Origin of the sequence: Malikia spinosa (genome assembly GCF_002980625.1) — a bacterium.
GTDB lineage: Bacteria > Pseudomonadota > Gammaproteobacteria > Burkholderiales > Burkholderiaceae_C > Malikia > Malikia spinosa.
In genome coordinates this window covers 20,838-43,457 of record NZ_PVLR01000015.1, presented here as the reverse complement: position 1 = coordinate 43,457, position 22,620 = coordinate 20,838, and the positions used below count along the sequence as shown (strand labels likewise).

The 22,620-nt window shown below is 65.8% G+C and carries 19 protein-coding genes; all 19 read left to right on the top strand.

All coding sequences use genetic code 11. The features are described 5' to 3' along the window. Positions 1–3: 3 nt before the first annotated feature. The 19 genes from C6P61_RS05920 (at position 4) to C6P61_RS05830 (ending at position 22,619) form a co-directional block, all read left to right on the top strand. A complete protein-coding gene (locus tag C6P61_RS05920) occupies positions 4–696 on the top strand; it encodes a type IV pilus inner membrane component PilO (RefSeq protein ID WP_105729011.1) in 693 nt (230 codons plus the stop codon). Continuing rightward, the gene (locus C6P61_RS05915; protein ID WP_105729010.1) at positions 693–1,244 is read left to right on the top strand and encodes a pilus assembly protein PilP; all 552 of its coding nucleotides are present in this window, start codon (positions 693–695) and stop codon (positions 1,242–1,244) included. The genes C6P61_RS05920 and C6P61_RS05915 overlap by 4 nt, the downstream gene beginning before the upstream one ends. Then, entirely contained in the window at positions 1,241–3,400 is a 2,160-nt protein-coding gene (locus C6P61_RS05910; RefSeq protein WP_105729009.1) for a type IV pilus secretin PilQ, read from the top strand. Before C6P61_RS05915 ends, C6P61_RS05910 begins: the two co-directional genes overlap by 4 nt. 173 nt (positions 3,401–3,573) lie before the next feature. Beyond that, on the top strand, positions 3,574–5,538 hold the full coding sequence (locus C6P61_RS05905) for a hypothetical protein (protein ID WP_105729008.1): 1,965 nt from the start codon (positions 3,574–3,576) through the stop codon (positions 5,536–5,538). 121 nt (positions 5,539–5,659) lie between these two features. Continuing rightward, positions 5,660–6,193 carry a shikimate kinase gene (locus C6P61_RS05900; RefSeq protein ID WP_105729007.1) on the top strand — a complete coding sequence of 178 codons (534 nt, stop codon included), beginning with the start codon at positions 5,660–5,662 and terminating at the stop codon, positions 6,191–6,193. A 9-nt stretch (positions 6,194–6,202) separates the two neighbouring features. Beyond that, a complete protein-coding gene (gene aroB / locus C6P61_RS05895) occupies positions 6,203–7,360 on the top strand; it encodes a 3-dehydroquinate synthase (protein ID WP_105729006.1) in 1,158 nt (385 codons plus the stop codon). Then, complete coding sequence (locus tag C6P61_RS05890; protein WP_105729005.1) at positions 7,344–8,537, top strand: deoxyguanosinetriphosphate triphosphohydrolase; 1,194 nt, start codon at positions 7,344–7,346, stop codon at positions 8,535–8,537. Before aroB ends, C6P61_RS05890 begins: the two co-directional genes overlap by 17 nt. A gap of 6 nt (positions 8,538–8,543) precedes the next feature. Continuing rightward, complete coding sequence (locus tag C6P61_RS05885) at positions 8,544–9,779, top strand: MFS transporter (protein WP_105729004.1); 1,236 nt, start codon at positions 8,544–8,546, stop codon at positions 9,777–9,779. Between the two features lie 10 nt (positions 9,780–9,789). Next, positions 9,790–10,500 (top strand): REP-associated tyrosine transposase, encoded by a 711-nt coding sequence (locus C6P61_RS05880; protein ID WP_105729003.1) that lies wholly within the window; start codon positions 9,790–9,792, stop codon positions 10,498–10,500. 161 nt (positions 10,501–10,661) lie between these two features. After that, positions 10,662–15,410, top strand: coding sequence for a glutamate synthase-related protein (locus tag C6P61_RS05875; protein ID WP_105729002.1), 4,749 nt, complete (start codon positions 10,662–10,664; stop codon positions 15,408–15,410). Positions 15,411–15,467: 57 nt separating this feature from the next. Further along, the gene (locus C6P61_RS05870; protein ID WP_105729001.1) at positions 15,468–16,934 is read left to right on the top strand and encodes a glutamate synthase subunit beta; all 1,467 of its coding nucleotides are present in this window, start codon (positions 15,468–15,470) and stop codon (positions 16,932–16,934) included. Positions 16,935–17,034: 100 nt separating this feature from the next. Next, positions 17,035–17,853, top strand: coding sequence for an ABC transporter ATP-binding protein (locus C6P61_RS05865; protein WP_105729000.1), 819 nt, complete (start codon positions 17,035–17,037; stop codon positions 17,851–17,853). After that, positions 17,850–18,632, top strand: a complete 783-nt coding sequence (gene mlaE / locus C6P61_RS05860; protein ID WP_105728999.1) for a lipid asymmetry maintenance ABC transporter permease subunit MlaE — start codon at positions 17,850–17,852, stop codon at positions 18,630–18,632. The genes C6P61_RS05865 and mlaE overlap by 4 nt, the downstream gene beginning before the upstream one ends. 16 nt (positions 18,633–18,648) lie before the next feature. Then, positions 18,649–19,137, top strand: a complete 489-nt coding sequence (gene mlaD / locus C6P61_RS05855) for an outer membrane lipid asymmetry maintenance protein MlaD (protein WP_105728998.1) — start codon at positions 18,649–18,651, stop codon at positions 19,135–19,137. Between the two features lie 28 nt (positions 19,138–19,165). Beyond that, positions 19,166–19,882 (top strand): MlaA family lipoprotein, encoded by a 717-nt coding sequence (locus C6P61_RS05850; protein ID WP_244908786.1) that lies wholly within the window; start codon positions 19,166–19,168, stop codon positions 19,880–19,882. Between the two features lie 112 nt (positions 19,883–19,994). Continuing rightward, a complete protein-coding gene (locus C6P61_RS05845) occupies positions 19,995–20,654 on the top strand; it encodes an MlaC/ttg2D family ABC transporter substrate-binding protein (protein ID WP_105728996.1) in 660 nt (219 codons plus the stop codon). 4 nt (positions 20,655–20,658) lie between these two features. Then, a complete protein-coding gene (locus tag C6P61_RS05840; protein ID WP_170067325.1) occupies positions 20,659–20,937 on the top strand; it encodes an STAS domain-containing protein in 279 nt (92 codons plus the stop codon). Between the two features lie 12 nt (positions 20,938–20,949). Next, entirely contained in the window at positions 20,950–21,867 is a 918-nt protein-coding gene (locus C6P61_RS05835; protein WP_105728995.1) for an ABC transporter ATP-binding protein, read from the top strand. Next, positions 21,864–22,619 carry an ABC transporter permease gene (locus C6P61_RS05830; RefSeq protein ID WP_105728994.1) on the top strand — a complete coding sequence of 252 codons (756 nt, stop codon included), beginning with the start codon at positions 21,864–21,866 and terminating at the stop codon, positions 22,617–22,619. Before C6P61_RS05835 ends, C6P61_RS05830 begins: the two co-directional genes overlap by 4 nt. Position 22,620: the final 1 nt, after the last annotated feature.

Sequence of the window (22,620 nt, the reverse complement as noted above, 5' to 3'; positions counted from 1 at the left end):
ACCATGGCCCAATCCAAGTCCCAGCCGTCCGTCGATTTCTCCGCCTGGCGCCATCGGCTGCGTCAGGATTTCACGAATCTCGACCGCAGCGACCCGTCGCGCTGGCCCTCGCTGCCGCGTTACCTGCTGCTGTGCGTCGCAGTGGCGCTGGTCTTCGTGGCGCTCTGGTACGGCTGGCTCAACGGTCGGGCCGAAGAGCTCGAAGCCGAGCGGCGCCAGGAAATCGAGCTGCGCGCGACCTATACCAGCAAGCTGGCCCAGGCCGTCAACCTCGAGGTGCTCAAGCTCCAGCTCGAACAGGTCCAGGTCTATGTCAACCAGCTCGAAAAGCAGCTGCCGAGCAAGGCCGAGATGGATGCGCTGCTGTCCGACATCAACCAGGCCGGTCTCGGGCGCAGCCTGCAGTTCGAGCTGTTCCGCCCCGGCAGCGTGAACGTGCAGGAATACTACGCCGAGCAGCCGATCGCCCTGCGCGTCAGCGGCGGCTACCACGACATCGCGCTGTTTGCGGCCGACATCGCCGGGCTGTCGCGCATCGTCACGCTCAACGACCTGACGATCGCTCCGGTAGCCAACAAGCCCAACCTGCTGACACTGGAAGCCGTGGCCAAGACTTTCCGCTACCTGGACCCCGACGAGGTCCTGGTCCAGCAGGCGGCAGCCAAGGCCGCCGAGAAAAAGGGGAAGCAGAAATGAAGCCCATCCATCCCGCTCCGCTCAGCGTGACCTTGGGCCTGATCCTGCTGCTGGCGGCTTGCGGCCAGGCCGATCAGGACGAAATCCGGCAATGGATGGCCGAGCAGCGTCAAGCCGTTTCGCCCCAGGTCGAACCCATACCCGAGCCCACCCGTTTCGTGCCGCAGGCCTATGGGTCCGAGTCGGCTCTGGCGCCCTTCAGTTCCGAGAAGCTTTTCGTCGCGCTGCGCAGCGACAGCGCATCGGGCAGCGGTGGCGCCCTGATCCGGGCCGAGCTCAATCGGCGCAAGGAAGCGCTCGAGTTCATCCCGCTCGACGCCATGTCCATGGTTGGCTTGCTGGACCGACGCGGCCGCAAGGTGGCCCTGGTCCGGGTGGACAAGCTGCTCTACCAGGTCGGCATCGGACAGTATCTGGGACAGAACTTTGGCCGCGTCATGAAGATCAGCGAGCACGAAATCGCCTTGCGCGAGATTGTTCAGGACGCCGCCGGCGACTGGGTCGAGCGCCCGGTCACGCTGCAGCTACAGGAGGAGACCCGCAAATGAAGCATATCCAGAAATCGACCGCGGGCCGGATCGGCTGGCGTCGCCTGCCCTTATTGCTGCTGCCCCTGCTGGCATCCGGGCTGGTAGAGGCCAAGCTCGCGATCGAGTCGGTCACGGCCTCGACGCAGAACGGCTCCGAGGTGTTGCGCATCCAGACCAGCGAGCCCTTGTCGCAGCTGCCAACCAGCTTCGCGATTCAGTCGCCCGCGCGCATTGCGCTCGACTTGCCTGCTGCGAGCAACGCTACCGGGCGTAACTCGTTCGATATCCAGCAGGGCAAGCTGCGCTCGGTCAATCTGGTCCAGTCCGGTGACCGGACCCGGGTCATGCTGAACCTCAGCCGCGCCGCCACGCACCAGACCCGGATCGAGGGCAATACCCTGATCGTGCAGCTTGACCCCGGTGCGGCTCCCGCGGTGGTCAAGCCGGTCTTCCCTGAAGGTCCTGGCAACGCCGTGCTGCCGCTGCAGGATGTGGATTTCCGCCGTGGCCCCGATGGCGTCGGTCGCGTGCTCGTGAGCCTTTCGAGCAGCCAGGTCGGAGTCGATGTGCGCCAGCAGGGCAACAAGTTGGTGGTCGATTTCCTCAAGACCGCGCTGTCCGAAGGGCTGCGCCGCCGTCTCGATGTCAGCGACTTCGGCACCCCGGTCCAGACCGTCAGCACGACCCAGGTCGGTGACCGCGTGCGCATGGTGGTCGAGGCCCGGGGGCGCTGGGAACACAGCGTCTATCAGAGCGACAAGCAGTTCGTGCTCGAGGTGCGTGAGCCCAAGGTCGATCCGAACAAGCTGACCCAGGGACCGGGCTATGCCGGCGAAAAGCTCACGCTCAACTTCCAGAACATCGAGGTGCGGTCGCTGTTGCAGGTGATCGCGGACTTCACCAACTTCAACATCGTGACCTCGGACACCGTGACCGGCAACGTCACGCTGCGACTCAAGGACGTGCCCTGGGACCAGGCACTCGACATCATCCTGCAGGCCAAGGGCCTGGGCATGCGCAAGACCGGCAACGTGATCTGGGTCGCGCCCAAGGACGAGATCGCGGCGCGCGAGAAGCAGGAATTCGAGGCCAAGGCAGCGATGCACACGCTCGAGCCGGTGCGTACCCAGTCCTTCCAGATGAACTATGCCAAGGCGATCGACATTGCCGCGCAACTGCGTGGCGAGGTGACCGGGCAGCAGGGCTCGACCAGCGTTTCCACCGGCGGCGCGCGCTTGCTGTCGCCGCGCGGCAGTGCCGTGCCAGAGCCGCGCACCAATCAGCTGTTCGTGACCGATATTCCGTCGCGGCTAGAGGCGGTGCAGGAGTTGATCAAGAAGCTCGACATTCCGGTGCGTCAGGTCATGATCGAGGCCCGCATCGTCGAGGCCAGCGACACCTTCGGCCGCTCGCTCGGCGTCAAGCTCGGTGGCAGCGACCTGCGCGGCATCCGTGGCGGTGATGCCGGCTATTCGATTGGCGGCGGCAACCGGGCTGCCTTCGGTGGCAGCTACGACGCGGTCTCGGCGACCACGCTCGAGCGGGCCAATACCCTGACCTCGGCCAACACCCAGTTCGTCAACCTGCCCGCGATCGGGATCGGAACCACCAGTCCGCCCGCATTCGCGCTCTCGCTGTTCAGCCCGACTGCCAACCGCTTCCTCGACCTCGAGATCTCGGCGCTGCAGGCCGACGGCAAGGGCAAGGTGGTCGCGAGCCCGCGCGTCATCACCGCCGACCAGACCCAGGCCGAAATCGAGCAGGGTGTGGACATCCCGTACCAGGCGGCGGCTGGCGTGACCGGCGCGACGACGGTGCAGTTCCGCAAGGCCAGCCTGCGGCTGACGGTGACGCCGCAGATCACGCCCGACGGCGGCATCATCCTGAACGTCGAAGTGGCCAAGGACACGCCCGGCACCGTTTACAACGGCGGCGTCGCGATCAACACCAAGCGCGTCAAGACCAATGTGCTGGTCGAGAACGGTGGCACCGTGGTCATCGGCGGCATCTTCAGCTCGACCGAGCAGGAAGACGTCAACAAGGTGCCCTTGCTCGGTGACATTCCGTTTGCCGGCAACCTGTTCAAGAACCGCACGATCAAGACCGAGAAGACCGAGCTGCTGGTGTTCCTGACGCCGCGCACGCTGTCCGACGTCATCACCTCGGCGCGCTGAGCCAGCCATAAAGGGGAAAAAACATGAAGATGCTTCGATGGGTTGTTGCGCCTCTCATGGTGGCTGCGTTGGCCGCTTGTGGTGGTGGTGGTGGCAGTGCGGGGACCCAGGTGGTCGGGTCGGGCACGGATACCGGCACAGGGACGGGGACCGGCTCCGTGACGAGTTCTGCCATGACCCTGCAGCTGGTGGATTCGACCGGCGCAATCCTGGCGTCGCCGACCCTGTCGCAGACGGAAGCGCGCAATCTGAAGGTCACGCTCAAGAACGCTGCCGGGGCGGTACAGGCGTTCAAGCGGGTTGTCGTCACGCTCGACAGCCCATTGGCGGTCTTGACCCCCCAGTCCGGCACTCAGCTGACCGACGCCGCTGGCGTAGCGGTATTCGCGATCGCGCCAGCTTCTGTCACCTCAAGTGGTGCTGTCACCGCCACCGCCAAGGCCAGCATTGATGGGGCCGAAGTCTCCAAGACGCTGGACTTGCAGATCACGGCCGGCAATGTGGCCCTTTCGGGCTTGAGCGTCAATCCGACTTCAGCCCAGCTTGGTCAGTCGGTGAACGTCAGCGTCAATGCCAGCGTCAATGGTCAGCCTGCCGCTTCCAACTCGGTGACGGTGGCGATCACCAGCACCTGCGGCACCGTTTCGCCCGCTTCGGCTCAGGTCGACAGCAGCGGCAAGGCATCGGCGGTGATCCAGACCACGGTTTCCGGCAGTTGTTCGGTCGCGGCCACCACTGCAGGGGTCGCATCGCCCGCGACGGCCAGCTACACGGTGACCACGGCACCCGTGACCGGCATCCAGTTCGTGCAGGTCAGTCCTGCCGTCATCTATCAGCAGGATTCGGTCGGGGCCAACAGTTCGATCGTGAAGTTCAAGGTCATCGACTCCAACGGCAATCCAGTCAGTGGTCAGACCGTCAATGCCGTTTTGATCAACCCGACCGGAGGCGTGCATTTCTGCGACGCGGCGGCCTCTGCCGGCTCGGCGGTGTCGGCGGCTCCGAGCGGTGAGGTCAGCTTCTCGATCTGTTCGGGCACGCAGCCTGAGACCGTGCAGGTGCGCGCGACCCTGGCCGGTGCCACCGGCATCTTTACCGATTCGAACATCTTGACGGTCCAGACTGGGTTGCCGACACAGCGGTTCTTTGACATCGCGGCGGATCGCTGGAATTTCTATGCTGGAGGCCTATTCACGAGCCAGTACAGCGGCGATAGCGTCAATATTACCGTCCGTTTGGCCGATCGCCAGGGTAATCCGGTGCCCAATGGCACGCCAGTCGTGTTCGTGACAGAGGGCGGGCAGATCAACAAGTCCAATATCAGCAGTTGCATCGTCAGCGATGGGAATGGGGGCTGCTCGGTGCCGCTGATCGGTCAAGAGTACCGACCGCTAGGCTCCATGAACGTCGATGGCAGCCCGCTTGGCGATCCGCGCCCGGGTCGGGTCACCGTGCTGGCGATGGCCGATGGCGAGGAGTCCTTCGTCGACAAGAACAACAATAACCGTTACGACCCTGGCGAACTGTTCGAGGATCTCGGCGTGCCCTTCATGGACAAGAACGAGGACGGTGTCCTTACGCTGACCTACAAGAACCGGGTTCGCAATACCGACGAAGGCGAGGTGTCCTATCCGATAGCCGTAGAGGCGAAAGGAAGTGCAGCCTGTCCTGATAATTCGAACGTGTGGCTGTCGCAGGTGGGCACTTGCAACGCCTCATGGAACGGCAGTGGTACCAAGCCGGACGGCAGCCGCTACACGCCAACCAAGGTCAGGCGTTCCATCGTCGTAGTGTTTTCCGGCGGCGAGATCGGGCAGCCCGGTCAGTACCATGCCAGCATCCCGTTGGCCAGCCAGACGGCCGTGCTTGACAGTTCAAAGAGTTCCATCATCGTCAGGCTGGCAGACTTGAACGGTAATCCATTGGCAGCCGACGCCACGATCAGCGTGTCGGTACGTCCTGAAACGAGCGAGTGCACGGCCAAGCTGCTGGGCTCGGTCATCGGCAACAGCACCGAGCCGACCGTGCATGAGGCGATTCTTGAGAAATGCAAGGGTGGCGAGATCATTGAGTTCACCGTTGTGACCACTGCTGGAACCCTTAGCAAGACCAGCATGTTCACTGTGACGGTGCCTTGATCAGCAACGTCATGTGCTACGGGGCATCGGGTTACACTCACAAGCCGTGATCCCGGTGCCCGGTTCTGCTGCTTGAGCAGGCCGGCCGCGTTCAATTGCCCACCCATCAGACCTTGCTCTCTTGACCATCGTCCTCGTCGGCCTGCCCGGTTCAGGCAAATCCACTGTCGGACGCCAGCTTGCCCGGCGCTTGGCCATTCCCTTCGTCGATTCGGACCAGGTGATCGAGCAGCGCCTGGGCTGCTCGATCCGCGAGTTCTTCGAGCGCGAGGGCGAGGCACGCTTTCGCGACATCGAGCAGGACACGCTCGATGACCTGACCCGGGGCCAGGATGTGGTGCTGTCGACCGGCGGCGGCTCCTGCATGCGTGAGGCCACGCGGGCTTTCCTGCACGAACGCGGCCAGGTGATCTACCTGCGCTCGACGCCCGAGGATATCTACCGCCGCATCAAGCACGATCGCGGCCGTCCGCTGCTGCTGGTGGCCGATCCGCTTCAGCGCCTGCGCGACCTGCACGAGGCGCGCGATCCGCAGTACCGCGAGTGTGCGCACTACGTGATCGAGACTGGAAGGCCTTCGGTGGCGACCCTGGTCAACATGATCGTGATGCAGCTGGAGCTGGCCGGCAACCTACCGGTGCCTGCCCCCCGCTAAACTAGCGGGATGATCCCAGCTACCCACCAGCCGTCCGCAGGCGGACAAGTCCATGCTCGCGTCGAGATCGACCTGGGCGAGCGCAGCTACCCGATCCTGATCGGTTCCTCGCTGCTCGATGATCCTGCCACCTGGTCCGGCCTGCCCAAGGCCGCCAGCGCGCTGATCGTGACCAACGAGACTGTCGGTCCGCTCTATGCCGCCCGGCTGCAGCAGGCCCTGAGCCAGCAATATCCGCAGATCCATCTCGTGACCCTGCCCGATGGCGAGGCCTACAAGACCTGGGATTCGCTGAACCTGATCTTCGACGCCTTGCTGTCGAAAGGCTGCGACCGCAAGACGGTGCTGTTCGCGCTTGGCGGCGGCGTGGTGGGCGACATGACCGGTTTCGCTGCCGCCTGCTACATGCGCGGCGTGCCCTTCGTCCAGGTGCCGACCACGCTGCTGGCCCAGGTCGATTCGTCGGTCGGCGGCAAGACCGCGATCAACCACCCGCTGGGCAAGAACATGATCGGCGCCTTCTACCAGCCGGTGCGGGTGGTCTGCGACCTCGACACGCTGCAGACCCTGCCCGAGCGCGAGCTCAGCGCGGGCCTGGCCGAGGTGATCAAGTACGGACCGATCCACGACCTGGCCTTCCTGGACTGGATCGAGGCCAATCTGCTGGCGCTGCGCGCGCGCGACCCGAAGGCGCTGGCGCATGCGGTGCAGCGCAGCTGCGAGATCAAGGCCGATGTCGTCGGTCAGGACGAGCGCGAGGCGGGCCTGCGCGCGATCCTGAACTTCGGCCATACCTTCGGTCATGCGATCGAGGCCGGCCTGGGCTATGGCGAGTGGCTGCACGGCGAGGGCGTGGGTTGCGGCATGGTGATGGCGGCGCGCCTGTCGCAGCGCCTGGGCCTGCTGGCCGAGGACAAGGTCGAGCGGCTGGTGCGGCTGGTCGAGGCTGCTGGCCTGCCGGTGCGCGGGCCGCAGCTCAAGGTCGGCCATGGCGAGGGCTGTGCGGACTTGAGCAACGCGCAGCGCTATCTGCAGCTGATGCGGGTCGACAAGAAGGCCGAGGCCGGCGAGATCAAGTTCGTGCTGGTCGAGGATGCTGGCCGTGCCGTGGTGCGCGGCGCGCCCGATGCGCTGGTGGCCGAGGTCATCGATGCCTGCTGCGCCTGAGGCGCAGGGCCTCCAGTCCTATGCGTGCGATCCTGCACGCACCCAGGGCCGGCGCTTTGCCGAAGGCCCGGCGCCGACGCGCAACGACTTCCAGCGCGACCGCGACCGCATCGTCCATTCGAGTGCGTTCCGGCGCCTGGTCTACAAGACCCAGGTCTTCCTGAACCACGAGGGCGACCTGTTCCGTACCCGCTTGACCCATTCGCTCGAGGTGGCGCAGCTGGCGCGCAGCATCGCGCGCAGCCTGGGTCTGCACGAGGATCTGGTCGAGGCGATCGCGCTCGCACATGACCTGGGACATACCCCCTTCGGTCACGCCGGCCAGGATGCGCTCAACGCCTGCCTGCAAGGTGACGAGGCGCAGGCCGCTGCCCCGGGGCCGGACGAGCCGCGCGGCGGCTTCGAACACAATATGCAGAGCCTGCGCGTGGTCGATGCGCTCGAACAGCGCTATCCGTCCTTCGACGGGCTCAATCTCTGTTTCGAGACGCGCGAGGGCATCCTCAAGCATTGTTCGCGTGCCAATGCCGAATGGCTGGAGTCGCGCGAGCCGGCTGGGGTCGGCCAGCGTTTCCTGAGCGGGCGCTCGCCCTCGCTCGAGGCGCAGCTGGCCAACCTGGCAGACGAGATCGCCTATAACGCGCACGATATCGACGACGGGGTGCGCTCGGGCCTGCTGAGCCTGGAGCAGCTTGAGGCGGTGCCGCTGTTCGATTGCCACCGGCGCGAGGTGCTGGCCGAGTTTCCCGCGCTGCAGGGCCGGCGCCTGCTGTACGAGGCGATCCGGCGCATGCTGAGCGTGCAGATCTACGACGTGATCGATGCGACTCGGGCCGCGGTGCAGGCGGCGGGAGTGGATTCGCTCGCGGCAGTCAGGGCGGCCCCGGTGCTGGTGCAGTTCTCACCCGCCATGCGCGAGCAGTCCGCGCTGCTCAAGCGCTTCCTGTTTCGCAACCTCTATCGCCATCCGCAGGTGCTCGAAACCACCGGCCGCGGTTGCCAGGTGGTCAGCGAGCTGTATGCGGCCTACTGTGCCGAGCCGGCGCAGATGCCCGATTCGGCGCGTCGCGCGGGCATGGGGCTGCGGCGCCAGGCGGCCGACTACATCGCCGGCATGACCGACCGCTTCGCAATCCGCGAGCACCAGCGGCTGACCAGCGCCAGCCCCTTTTCCTGAAATTCCATGCGCCCTTCGCCTGACAGTCCTGCTGCCGCTCCACTCCACGCCGACCGGGTCGCGCACGCGTTGGATAGCCGTGCGGCCTGGCTGGTGATCGTCGCTGGCGTGGTGGCAGCCCTGCATGTGGGCAAGCTGCCGCCAGGCATCCCGATCCTGCGCGCCGAGCTGGGCCTGACCCTGGTCCAGGCGGGCTTCCTGCTGTCGGTGATGCAGGTCGCCGGCATGCTGCTGGGGGCATTGGCCGGCTTGCTGGCCGACCGGATGGGGCTGCGCCGCACCATGCTGCTGGGCCTTGGCCTGCTGGCTCTGGGTTGTGCGCTGGGTGCCATGGCATCCCGGGTCTCGCTGCTGTTGGCCGCGCGCATGCTGGAGGGAATCGGCTTGTTGCTGGCCGTCTTGCCGGCGCCGGGCCTGATCCGGCGCCTGGTGCAGGGGCCGCAGGCGCTGAGCCGGCTGCTGGGTGCCTGGGGCGCCTACATGCCGACCGGGGCGGCCACGGCGATGCTGCTGGGCCCCGGGCTCTATGCGGCGCTGGGCTGGCGCTGGGCCTGGCTGTTGCTGTCCGGGCTGACCCTGTGCTGGGCGGTCGTGGTCTGGCTGAAGGTGCCGCCCGATCCCGCGCGCTCGACCGCATTGCCGGGTCCTGGCTGGGGCGGGCGCCTGCGGCAGACCTTGTCTTCGTCGGGTCCCTGGCTGGTGGCGCTGGCTTTCTGCGTCTATTCGGGGCAGTGGCTGGCGGTGGTTGGCTTCCTGCCCACGATCCAGACCCAGGCCGGCTGGTCGCTCGGCGTCGCGGGTGTCCTGAGTGCCGCTGCCGCGGGGGCCAATGCAATCGGCAATCTGGCCGCCGGCCGGCTGCTGGCGCGTCACTGGCCACCGGGTCATCTGCTGGCCATCGGTTATGGCGCCATGGGCCTGGCCTGCTGGATCGCGTTCAGTGGTCTGGTCGGGCCGGTCGGGCAGTTCATCGCGGTGCTGGTCTTTTCATCGGTCGGCGGCCTGATACCGGGCACCTTGTTCAGCCTGGCGGTGCGGCTGGCGCCGAGCGGGCACACGGTGTCGACCACGGTCGGCTGGGTGCAGCAGCTGTCCTCGCTGGGCCAGTTTGCCGGTCCGCCGGTGGTGGCCTGGCTGGTCGCGCGCCAGGGGGGCGATTGGTCGCCGGCCTGGTGGTTCACGGCTTTTTGCTGTGCCATCGGGCTCGGGCTGGCGTTCCTGCTGCAGCGCCGCCTGTACTGAAGGAATTGGCATGGCCCGCTTGCCCCGACTGTCTGTCACCGGCGTTCCCCATCATGTGATCCTGCGCGGCAACAACCGGCAGCCGGTCTTCGTCGATCGCGAGGACCGCGAGTTCTTCCTGGCCCAGCTGGCCGAGCTGGCGCAGCGCGAGCGGGTACAGGTCCATGCCTATGTGCTGATGGACAACCACCTGCACCTGCTGTTGACGCCGCAGCAGGAGGGGGGCTTGTCGCGCCTGATGCAGTCGCTCGGGCGCAGCTATGTGCGGCGCTTCAACCTGCGCCACGGCCGCAGCGGCACGCTCTGGGAGGGGCGCTACCGTTCGACCGTGATCGACAGCGAGCGCTATCTGCTGGCCTGCATGGTCTACATCGACCTCAATCCGGTCCGGGCTGGCATGGTTCCTGCTGCCGAGCTGTACCCCTGGTCCAGCCATGCCCATTACATCGGCTTGCGCCACGACAAATGGCTGACGCCGCATCCGCTGGTGTGGTCCTTGGGCAACACCCCCTTCGCGCGCGAGGCGGCCTATGCCGAATTGGTGCGTCAGGGCCTCAGTACCGCCCGCCAGCGTGAGCTGTCCGAGTCGGCGCTGCAGGGCTGGCCGCTCGGTGGGGCGGGTTTCCTGGCCCGGCTGCGCGAGCAGACCGCCCGTCGCCTTGAGAAGGGGCGTGCCGGTCGTCCGCGTGCCCCGGCCGCAGCACCAGGCGAGAGCGGCTGATCCGGCGGGCTGGGCTGCTGGCCGTCTTTACTCTGTCCCCAATTTATTTTCCCTCTGTTTGTGGCTTGAATAAATTGGTCTCTGACCCCAATTTTTCTGCTTGCTTGTGCTGGGGGAATCGTCTATCCTCTTAGGGTTAATGCTTAATTGAGGAGTTTGGCGTGACCCGTCCTACCGAAATCGCTCAGCTGCAGCAGCAAGGTCTGTACAGCTCTGCCCAAGAACATGACGCCTGCGGCGTCGGCTTCGTGGCCCATATCAAGGGCCAGAAGAGCCATGCCATCGTCGGCCAGGCCCTCAAGATCCTCGAGAACCTGGATCACCGGGGCGCCGTCGGTGCCGATCCGCTGATGGGCGATGGCGCCGGTCTGCTGATCCAGATCCCGGACCAGCTGTATCGCGAAGAGATGGCCAAGCAGGGCGTAGCCCTGCCGCCGGCTGGCGAGTACGGCGTCGGCTTCGTCTTCCTGCCCAAGGAACACGCTTCCCGCCTGGCTTGCGAGCAGGAAATGGAGCGCGCGATCAAGGCCGAGGGCCAGGTCCTGCTGGGCTGGCGCGATGTGCCGGTCAACCTCGAGATGCCGATGTCTCCCGCCGTGCGCGAGAAGGAGCCGGTCATGCGCCAGGTCTTCATCGGCCGCGGCGCCGATGTGATCGTGCAGGACGCGCTCGAGCGCAAGCTCTACGTGATCCGCAAGACCGCCAGTGCCAATATCCAGGCGCTCAAGCTCAAGCACAGCAACGAGTACTACATCCCCTCGATGTCGAGCCGTACCGTGGTGTACAAGGGCCTGCTGCTGGCTGACCAGGTCGGTACCTACTACCTCGACCTGCAGGACCCGCGCTGCATTTCGGCGCTGGGCCTGGTGCACCAGCGTTTCTCGACCAACACCTTCCCCGAGTGGCCGCTGGCCCACCCCTACCGCTATGTCGCCCACAACGGCGAGATCAACACGGTCAAGGGCAACTACAACTGGATGAAGGCGCGCGAAGGCGTGATGTCGTCGCCGGTTCTGGGCGAGGACCTGAGCAAGCTGTACCCGATCAGCTTCGCCGGCCAGTCCGACACCGCGACCTTCGACAACTGCCTCGAGCTGCTGACGATGGCCGGCTACCCGATCAGCCAGGCCGTCATGATGATGATCCCCGAGCCGTGGGAGCAGCACAGCACGATGGACCCGCGCCGTCGCGCCTTCTACGAATACCACGCCGCCATGCTCGAGCCGTGGGACGGCCCGGCTTCGGTCGTGTTCACCGATGGCCGCCAGATCGGCGCCACGCTGGACCGCAACGGTCTGCGTCCGGCCCGCTACTGCGTGACCGATGACGATTTCGTCATCATGGGTTCCGAAGCCGGCGTGCTGCCGGTGCCCGACAGCAAGATCGTGCGCAAATGGCGCCTGCAGCCGGGCAAGATGTTCCTGATCGACCTCGAGCAGGGTCGCATGATCGACGACGAGGAGCTGAAAGCCAACCTCGCCAACTCCAAGCCCTACAAGCAGTGGATCGAGAACCTGCGCATCCGTCTCGACGACGTGGTGCAGCCGGTCGCTGGCGAGATCGACGCTCAGACCATGGTCGAGGAGTCCTCGGTCGCCGCGCTCGAGAGCGTCTCGCCGTCGCTGCTGGACCGCCAGCAGGCCTTCGGCATGACCCAGGAAGACATCAAGTTCCTGATGGCGCCGATGGCCCAGAACGGCGAGGAAGGCATCGGCTCGATGGGCAACGACAGCCCGCTGGCCGTGCTCTCGTCGAAGAACAAGCATCTGGCCAACTACTTCAAGCAGTTGTTCGCCCAGGTGACCAACCCGCCGATCGACCCGATCCGCGAGGCGATCGTGATGTCGCTGGTGTCCTTCATCGGCCCCAAGCCCAATCTGCTCGACATCAACCAGGTCAACCCGCCGATGCGGCTTGAGGTCAGCCAGCCCATCCTTGACTTCAAGGACATGGCCAAGCTGCGCAACATCGAAGCCAAGACCCAGGGCAAGTTCAAGAGCGCCACGCTCGACATCACCTACCCCGTCAGCTGGGGCAAGGAAGGCGTCGAGGCCAAGCTGGCTTCCCTGTGCGCCGAGGCCGTCGACGCGATCAAGGGTGGCAACAACATCCTGATCGTCAGCGACCGCAATGTCAGCGCGACCCAGTTCGCGATCCCCGCGCTGCTGGCCCTGTCGGCGATCCACCAGCACCTGGTGCGCGAGGGCCTGCGCACCACCGCCGGCCTGGTGGTCGAGACTGGTTCCGCGCGTGAGATCCATCACTTCGCCGTGCTGGCGGGCTATGGCGCCGAAGCCGTTCACCCCTACCTGGCGATGGAAACCCTGAGCGCGATCCACAAGGATCTGCCGGGCGAGCTGTCGGCCGAGAAGGCGATCTACAACTACGTCAAGGCGATCGGCAAGGGCCTGTCCAAGATCATGTCCAAGATGGGCGTGAGCACCTATATGTCCTACTGCGGCGCGCAGCTGTTCGAGGCCATCGGCCTCAACAGCGAAATCGTGGCCAAGTACTTCACCGGCACCCCGACCCGCGTCGAGGGCATCGGCGTGTTCGACATCGCCGAGGAAGCGATCCGCACCCACAAGGCCGCCTTCAGCGACGATCCGCTGCTGGCCAACATGCTCGACGCTGGCGGCGAATACGCCTGGCGTGCCCGCGGCGAGGACCACATGTGGACCCCGGACGCGATCGCCAAGCTGCAGCATTCGACCCGTGCCAACAACTGGAACACCTACAAGGAATACGCCCAGATCATCAACGACCAGAGCAAGCGCCACCTGACGCTGCGCGGTCTGTTCGAGTTCAAGGTTGATCCGGCCAAGGCGATTCCGGTCGAGGAAGTCGAGTCGGCCAAGGAAATCGTCAAGCGCTTCGCCACCGGTGCGATGTCGCTCGGCTCGATCTCGACCGAGGCGCACGCCACCCTGGCCGTCGCGATGAACCGCATCGGCGGCAAGTCCAACACCGGCGAAGGCGGCGAGGACCCGGCGCGCTACCGCAACGAGCTCAAGGGCATCCCGATCAAGCAGGGCGAGACCCTGGCTTCGGTCATCGGTGCCGAGCAGGTCGAGGCCGACATTCCGCTACTGGCTGGTGACAGCCTGCGTTCGCGCATCAAGCAGGTCGCGTCGGGCCGCTTCGGCGTGACCGCCGAGTACCTGGCCTCTGCCGACCAGATCCAGATCAAGATGGCCCAGGGCGCCAAGCCGGGCGAGGGCGGTCAGCTGCCGGGCGGCAAGGTGTCCGAGTACATCGGCTTCCTGCGTCACTCGGTGCCGGGTGTTGGCCTGATCTCGCCGCCGCCGCACCACGACATCTACTCGATCGAGGATCTGGCTCAGCTGATCCACGACCTGAAGAACGTCGGCACCAGCGCCAGCATCAGCGTCAAGCTGGTGTCCGAAGTCGGCGTCGGCACCATCGCCGCCGGCGTGGCCAAGTGCAAGGCTGACCATGTCGTGATCGCGGGTCATGACGGCGGCACTGGCGCTTCGCCGCTGTCGTCGATCAAGCATTGCGGCGGTCCGTGGGAGATCGGCCTGGCCGAGACCCAGCAGACCCTGGTGCTGAACCGCCTGCGTGGCCGCATCCGCGTCCAGGCCGACGGCCAGATGAAGACCGGCCGCGACGTCGTGATCGGCGCGCTGCTGGGCGCTGACGAGTTCGGCTTCGCGACCGCTCCGCTGGTGGTCGAAGGCTGCATCATGATGCGCAAGTGCCACCTGAACACCTGCCCGGTCGGCGTCGCCACCCAGGACCCCGAGCTGCGCAAGAAGTTCAGCGGCAAGCCCGAGCATGTCGTGAACTATTTCTTCTTCATCGCCGAGGAAGTGCGTCAGATCATGGCCCAGCTGGGCATCCGCAAGTTCGACGAGCTGATCGGCCGCTCCGACCTGCTCGACACCCGCAAGGGCCTGGAGCACTGGAAGGCCCAGGGCCTGGACTTCAGCCGCCTGTTCGCCCAGCCGCAGGTGCCGGCCGATGTGCCGCGTCTGCATGTGGCCGAGCAGGACCACTGCCTGGAGAAGGCGCTCGACAACGTGCTGATCGCCAAGTCCAAGCCGGCGATCGAGAACGGCGAGAAGGTCCAGTTCATGGAAGTGGCGCGCAACGTCAACCGTTCCGTCGGCGCGATGCTGTCGGGCGCGGTGACCAAGGTGCACCCGGAAGGCCTGCCGGATGACACGATCCGCATCCAGCTCGAGGGCACGGGCGGTCAGTCCTTCGGCGCCTTCCTGTGCAAGGGCGTGACCCTGTACCTGATCGGCGAAGCCAACGACTACACCGGCAAGGGTCTGTCGGGCGGCCGCATCGTGGTGCGTCCGAGCCTGGACTTCCGCGGCGTGGCGCAGCAGAACATCATCGTCGGCAACACCGTGATGTACGGTGCGACCACCGGTGAGGCCTTCTTCAGCGGCGTCGGCGGCGAGCGCTTCGCGGTCCGCCTGTCGGGCGCCACTGCAGTGGTCGAAGGCGTGGGCGACCACGGCTGCGAATACATGACCGGCGGCACCGTGGCCGTGCTCGGCAAGACCGGCCGCAACTTCGCGGCCGGCATGAGCGGCGGCATCGCCTATGTCTACGACGAGGACGGCCAGTTCGCCTCGCGCTGCAACACCGCCCAGGTCAGCCTGGACAAGGTGCTGCCGGCGACCGAGCAGCAGGCGATCGGCGACGTCGCGACCTGGCACCGTGGCCAGACCGACGAGGAACAGCTCAAGAAGCTGCTGGAAGACCAGCTGCGCTGGACGGGCAGCAAGCGTGCGCGCGACCTGCTGGACAACTGGAGCGAAGTCCGCGCCAAGTTCGTCAAGGTCTTCCCGACCGAGTACAAGCGCGCGCTGGGCGAGATTCACGCTCGCAAGCAGGCCAAGGCAGCGACCCCGGAAGCCGTCGCCGCCAAGTAATCCGTCAAAATCGATTCAGGGGGCAGGGCGCGAGTCCTGCCCCGCAAAGGAAAGAAAATGGGAAAAGTCACCGGCTTCATGGAATATGAGCGCATCGAGGAGGGCTACAAGCCCGTCGCCGAGCGCGTCAAGCACTACAAGGAATTCGTGATCGGCCTGAGCGATGAGCAGGCCAAGATCCAGGGTGCGCGCTGCATGGACTGCGGCACGCCGTTCTGCAACAACGGCTGCCCGGTCAACAACATCATTCCGGACTTCAACGACCTGGTCTATCACCAGGATTGGCAGAACGCGAGCACGGTGCTGCACAGCACCAACAACTTCCCCGAGTTCACCGGTCGCATCTGCCCGGCGCCCTGCGAAGCTGCCTGCGTGATCAACGTCAACGGCGACCCGGTCGGCATCAAGTCGATCGAGCACGCGATCATCGACAAGGCCTGGGAAAACGGCTGGGTCAAGCCCCAGCCGGCCAAGGTCCAGACTGGCAAGAAGGTCGCCGTCGTCGGCGCCGGCCCGGCCGGCCTGGCCGCGGCCCAGCAGCTGGCGCGCGCCGGTCATGACGTGACCCTGTTCGAGAAGAACGACCGCGTCGGCGGCCTGCTGCGCTACGGCATCCCGGACTTCAAGTTCGAGAAGTCGCACATCGACCGCCGCGTCAAGCAGCTCGAGGCCGAAGGCGTCAAGATCCGCACCGGCGTGCTGATCGGTCAGCTGCCCAAGGATTCCAAGGTCACCAACTGGGCCAAGGAAACCATTGCGCCTGAGCAGCTCAAGCAGGACTTCGATGCCGTGCTGCTGACCGGTGGCTCCGAGCAGTCGCGCGACTTGCCGGTGCCGGGCCGCGAGCTCGACGGCATCCATTTCGCGATGGAGTTCCTGCCGCAGCAGAACAAGGTCAACGCCGACGGCAAGCTCAAGGGTCAGCTGCGCGCCGATGGCAAGCATGTGATCGTGATCGGCGGTGGCGACACCGGCTCCGACTGCGTCGGTACCTCCAACCGCCATGGCGCTGTCAGCGTCACGCAGTTCGAAGTGATGCCGCAGCCGCCCGAGCAGGAGAACAAGCCGCTGGTCTGGCCCTACTGGCCGCTCAAGCTGCGCACCAGCTCCAGCCACCAGGAAGGCTGCGTGCGCGAGTTCGCGATCTCGACCAAGGAATTCATCGGCAAGAACGGCAAGGTCACCGGCCTCAAGACCGTCCATGTCGAGATGAAGGACGGCAAGCTGGTCGAGATCCCGGGCACCGAGAAGGAATACCAGGCTGATCTGGTGCTGCTGGCGATGGGCTTCGTCCATCCGGTTGCGACCATCCTCGACGGCTTCGGCGTCGAGAAGGACGCGCGCGGTAACGCCAAGGCCAGCGAGTCGCTGGTCGGCGGCTACGCGACCAGCGTGCCCAAGGTCTTCGCTGCCGGCGATATCCGCCGCGGCCAGTCGCTGGTGGTGTGGGCGATCCGCGAAGGCCGTCAGGCCGCGCGCGCGGTCGACGAGTTCCTGATGGGCTCGACTCAGCTGCCGCGTTGATACGCGTAGGGGTATGCCCTAATCCAACTTAGGGTTTTCCTGTATCCCTTATCATATGAAGGCCGGTTGATCCGGCCTTCGTCATTTCCGAGCCCATTCCATGCCCACACCGCAGCTGGTTGAAATCCGCGATCTCACCTTCGGGTATGGGGATGGCCGCATCGTGCTCGAGGACATCAGCCTGCATGTGCCGCGCGGCAAGGTCACGGTGCTGATCGGGGCCTCGGGCGGCGGCAAGACCACCTTGCTGCGCCTGATCGGCGGCCAGAACAAGGCGCAAAAAGGCCAGGTGCTGTTCGACGGCCAGGATGTCGGAGCGCTTGACCGCGACGGCCTCTATGCGATGCGCCGCCGCATGGGCATGCTCTACCAGTTCGGTGCCCTGTTCACCGACCAGGACGTCTACGACAACGTGGCTTTTCCGCTGCGCGAGCACAGCGGCCTGCCCGAATCGATGATCCGCGACATCGTGCTGATGAAGCTGCAGGCGGTCGGCCTGCGCGGTGCACGCCACCTGATGCCGAGCGAACTGTCGGGCGGCATGGCGCGGCGCGTCGCGCTGGCGCGCGCGATCGCACTCGACCCCGAGCTGGTCATGTATGACGAGCCCTTCTCGGGCCTGGACCCGATCTCGCTCGGCACCGCCGCGCGCCTGATCCGCCAGCTCAACGACACGCTGGGCCTGACCAGCCTGATGGTCTCGCATGAGCTCGACGCCACCTTCGCGGTCTGCGATCATGTGATCGTGCTGGCCAACGGCAAGGTGGCGCAGCAGGGCACGCCGCAGCAGATCCGCGACAGCGACAACCCCTTGATCCAGCAATACGTGACCGCATCGCCCGAAGGGCCGGTGCGCTTCCATTACCCCGGCCCCTCGGTCGAGGAAGATTTCGGCCTGGCCGCCGGGAGAACCGCATGAAGCGCCTGTCGCCCGCCGAGATCGGCTTTTCCGTGCGCCTGTGGCTGGCCGCGCTCGGCCATGGCGCACGCCTGTTCTTTCGCCTGCTGCTCGGCACTTGGGGCAGTTGGCGCCGCTTCGGCCTGATCCGCGACCAGATCCATTTCCTCGGCAACTATTCGCTCGCGATCATCGGCGTCTCGGGCCTGTTCGTCGGCTTCGTCTTTGCGCTGCAGGGCTACAACATCCTCGAGAAGTTCGGCTCCACCGACGCGCTGGGCCTGATGGTCACGCTGAGCCTGATCCGCGAGCTCGGTCCCGTGGTGACCGCGCTGCTGTTCGCGGGCCGCGCCGGCACCTCGCTGACGGCCGAGATCGGCCTCATGAAGGCCGGCGAACAGATCAGCGTGATGGAGATGATGGCGGTCGATCCGATCGATCGCGTGTTGGCGCCGCGCTTCTGGGCTGGCGTGATCACGATGCCGCTGCTCGGCGCGGTATTCAGCGCCATGGGCATCATTGGCGGCTGGGTCGTCGGCGTGCTGATGATCGGCGTCGACGGCGGTTCGTTCTGGAGCCAGATCCAGGGCGGGGTCGATGTCTGGGCCGATGTCGGCAACAGCCTGATCAAGAGCCTGGTGTTCGGCATCGCGGTGACCTTCATCGCGCTGCAACAGGGTTTCGAGGCCAGCCCGACTCCCGAGGGGGTGTCGCGCGCGACCACCCGCACGGTGGTGATGGCCTCGCTCACTGTCCTGGGTCTGGATTTCATCCTGACCGCCATGATGTTTGCTGTCTGATTCAAGGGAGAGCCAATTGCAACGCTCCAAAGTCGATGTCTGGGTAGGCCTGTTCGTGCTGATCGGTGCGGCCGCCATCCTGTTCCTGGCCCTGCAGTCGGCCAATCTGCTCAACCTGAGCTTCGAGAAGACCTACCAGGTGACGGCCAGGTTCGACAACGCCGGCGGCCTGAAGCCGAAGGCGGCGGTCAAGAGCGCTGGCGTCGTGGTCGGCCGCATCGAGGCGATCCGCTTCGATGACAAGAGCTACCAGGCCAATGTGGTGCTGGCGCTCGAGTCGCGCTATGCTTTCCCGAAGGACAGCTCGCTCAAGGTCTTGACCAGCGGCCTGCTCGGCGAGCAGTATGTCGGTATCGAGCCGGGCGGCGACGAGAAGAACCTGGCCCAGGGCGACGTGATCACCCAGACCCAGTCGGCCGTGGTGCTCGAGAACCTGATCGGCCAGTTCCTCTACAGCAAGGCGGCTGATGCGGGCAACTCTGCCGGCAATGCCCCGGCGCCATGAGCGCCGTCAGCCAACAAGGACCATGGCGATGAGCTCCACTATCAACAGCCTGCTGCGAGTGGCCGGACTGGCCGGCTTGCTGGCCCTTGCCGGTTGCGCCAGCGGACCTGCTGCGGACCCGCGCGATCCGCTCGAGCCGCTCAACCGTAGCCTGTACCAGTTCAACGTCGACGTCGATCGCGCGCTGCTCAAGCCCGTGGCCAACGCCTATGTCGAGGTCACCCCGGCTCCGCTGCGTACCGGCGTCAACAACTTCTTCGACAACCTGCGCGATGGCTGGTCGGCCGTCAACGGCGTGCTGCAGCTGCGCCCGCGCGAAGCGACCGAAAACGGCATGCGCTTTGTCTTCAACAGCACCTTCGGCCTGGCTGGCGTGCTCGATGTCGCTTCGGAAATGGGCCTCGAGCGCACCACGCTGGACTTCGGCATGACGCTGGGTCGCTGGGGGGTGCCCGACGGCCCTTATCTGATGCTGCCGCTGCTCGGACCGTCGACGCTGCGCGATACCGCCGCCCTGCCGGTCGACGGACAGGGCAATGCCGTGGGCCAGATTGGCCATATCCCGACCCGCAACGGACTGCGCGCCCTGAGCATCGTCGACCAGCGCGCTGGGCTGCTGCGTGCGGGCGACATGCTGCAGGAGGCGGCGCTCGATCCCTACAGCTTCCTGCGCGACTCCTACTTGCAGCGTCGCCACAGCCAGATCGGCGTGACGCCGCCCGAGGAACGCTACGACCTCGAATGAAACAATTGCAGTCATTTGTAAGCCGGTCGCGCGCTGTCCTGCCGCCCCGGCTACATTGACCATGGAACGGCCCCGTGGTGGGGCGGTTCTATTGCCGACAGGAAAGAAAAAAATGAGTGTTGTCATCGACCGCCGCACGGCCCTGGCTTGGGCTGTCGCATCTTCACTGGCCGGCTTTGCCGGCAGCGCCGTGGCGCAGGCCAGCGAGAGTCCCGAGGTGCTGATCCAGCGCGTCGCCGCCGAACTGATCGAGGCGGTCAAGTCCGATGCGGCGCTGCGCAACGGTGATACCGGTCGGGTGATCGCGTTGGTCGACAACCGGCTGCTGCCGCATGTGAACTTCACCCGCATGACTGCCTCGTCCGTCGGTCGCTTCTGGCGCCAGGCCACGCCGGAGCAGAAGCAGAAGCTGCAGGCCGAATTCAAGACCCTGCTGGTGCGCACCTATTCGGGCGCCCTGAGCCAGGTCAAGGACCAGACCCTGGTCGTCAAGCCGCTGCGCGCGAACCCGGGCGATACCGAGGTCATCGTGCGCTCCGAGCTGCGCACCCCGGGTCGCGATCCGGTCCAGCTCGACTACCGGGTCGAGAAGACAGAAGCCGGCTGGAAGGTCTATGACCTCAATGTGCTGGGCGTCTGGCTGGTCGAGACCTACCGCGGCCAGTTCGCGCAGGAAATCAATGCCAAGGGCCTGGACGGCCTTATCGCGGCGCTGGCGCAGCGCAACCGTGGCAACGCCACCGAAAAGCCGCCCATCGGCAGCAAGAGCTGATGCCGTGAGTCGCCTGCCTGCCTTGCCCTCCCGCCTGACGCATGCCGAGGCACCCGCCTGCTTGGCCGCCTGCGCGGCCGAGCTGCGCCGCACCGCCGCTGGCGAGCCGGCCGAGCTTGATGCCGGCGCGCTGCAGGATTTCGATTCCTCCGCGGTGGCGCTGCTGCTGGGGCTGGCGCGCGTGGCGCGCGAGCGTGGCGTCGAGCTGCGCCTGCTGGCCTTGCCCCCGCGTTTACGCGAACTGGCCGTACTTTATGGGGTCGGCAGCCTGCTGCCCGGCTAGAATCCCGGGTCCATGCCTGCAGTCTCATTCCAGAACGTTTCTAAGACCTTTGCCACCGCGCGCGGGGAGCTGCACGCCCTCAAGGGCGTGAGCTTCGACATCGAGCCGGGCGAGTTCTTCGGCCTGCTCGGTCCGAACGGTGCGGGCAAGACCACGCTGATCAGCATCCTGGCTGGCCTGTCGCGCGCCAGCAGCGGGCGCGTGCTGGTGCATGGCGCCGATGTGCAGTCCGACTTTGCCCAGGCCCGCCGTAGCCTGGGCGTGGTGCCGCAGGAGCTGGTGTTCGACCCCTTCTTCAATGTGCGCGAGGCGCTGCGCTTCCAGTCGGGCTATTTCGGCATCCAGCGCAACGACGACTGGATCGACGAGCTGCTCGCTGGCCTCGGCCTGGCCGACAAGGCCAATGCCAATATGCGCCAGCTCTCGGGCGGCATGAAGCGGCGCGTGCTGGTGGCGCAGGCGCTGGTGCACAAGCCGCCGGTGATCGTGCTCGACGAGCCGACCGCCGGCGTCGACGTCGAGCTGCGCCAGACGCTGTGGGCCTTTGTCTCCCGGCTCAACAAGCAGGGCAGCACCGTGCTGCTGACTACCCATTACCTCGAGGAAGCCGAGGCCCTGTGCCACCGCATCGCGATGCTCAAGCTCGGCCAGGTGGTGGCGCTCGACAAGACTTCCGAGCTGCTCAAGCGCGCGGTCGCGACCCAGCTCTGCTTCAAGACCGACCAGGCCTTGCCGCCCGCGCTTGCCGCGCAGGCGCGCGTGACCGGGCGCGTGGTGCGCTTGCCGGCGCAGGACGCGGTGGCGGTCGAGCGGCTGCTGGCCCAGTTGCGCGAGCAGGGCATCGCGATCGAGGACATCGAAATCCGCAAGGCCGACCTCGAGGATGTGTTCCTCGATCTGATGTCCGGCCATCAGGAGGCAAGCGCATGAAGGGCTGGACTACCCTGTTCTACAAGGAAGTGCTGCGCTTCTGGAAGGTCGGCTTCCAGACCGTGGCCGCGCCGGTCATGACGGCCATCCTGTACCTGCTGATCTTCGGCCATGTGCTCGAGTCGCATGTGGAGGTCTACGACGGCGTGGGCTATACCGCCTTCCTGCTGCCGGGCCTGATCATGATGAGCGTGCTGCAGAACGCCTTCGCCAACAGCTCGTCGAGCCTGATCCAGAGCAAGATCATGGGCAACCTGGTCTTCATCCTGCTGAGCCCTCTGTCGCACCGGGCCTGGTTCCTGGCCTATGTCGGCTCCTCGATGGTGCGCGGCATGGTGGTGGGCGCCGGCGTGTTGCTGGCCACCTTCTGGACCGCCCAGCTGAGCTTTGCCGAGCCGCTCTGGATCCTGACCTTCGCGCTGCTGGGCTCGGCCCTGCTGGGCGCGCTGGGCGTGGTCGCCGGGCTCTGGGCCGAGAAGTTCGACCAGATGGCCGCCTTCCAGAACTTCGTCATCGTGCCGATGACCTTCCTGAGCGGCGTCTTCTATTCCATCCACTCGCTTCCCGCCTTCTGGCAGCAGCTCAGCCGCTTCAATCCCTTCTTCTACATGATCGACGGCTTCCGCCACGGCTTTTTCGGCCGCGGCGACGTCTCGCCCTGGCTCAGCCTGGGGGTGGTGGGAGGGGCTTTCGCCCTGGTCGCGGGCCTGGCCCTGCACCTGCTCAAGACCGGCTACAAGATCCGACACTGAA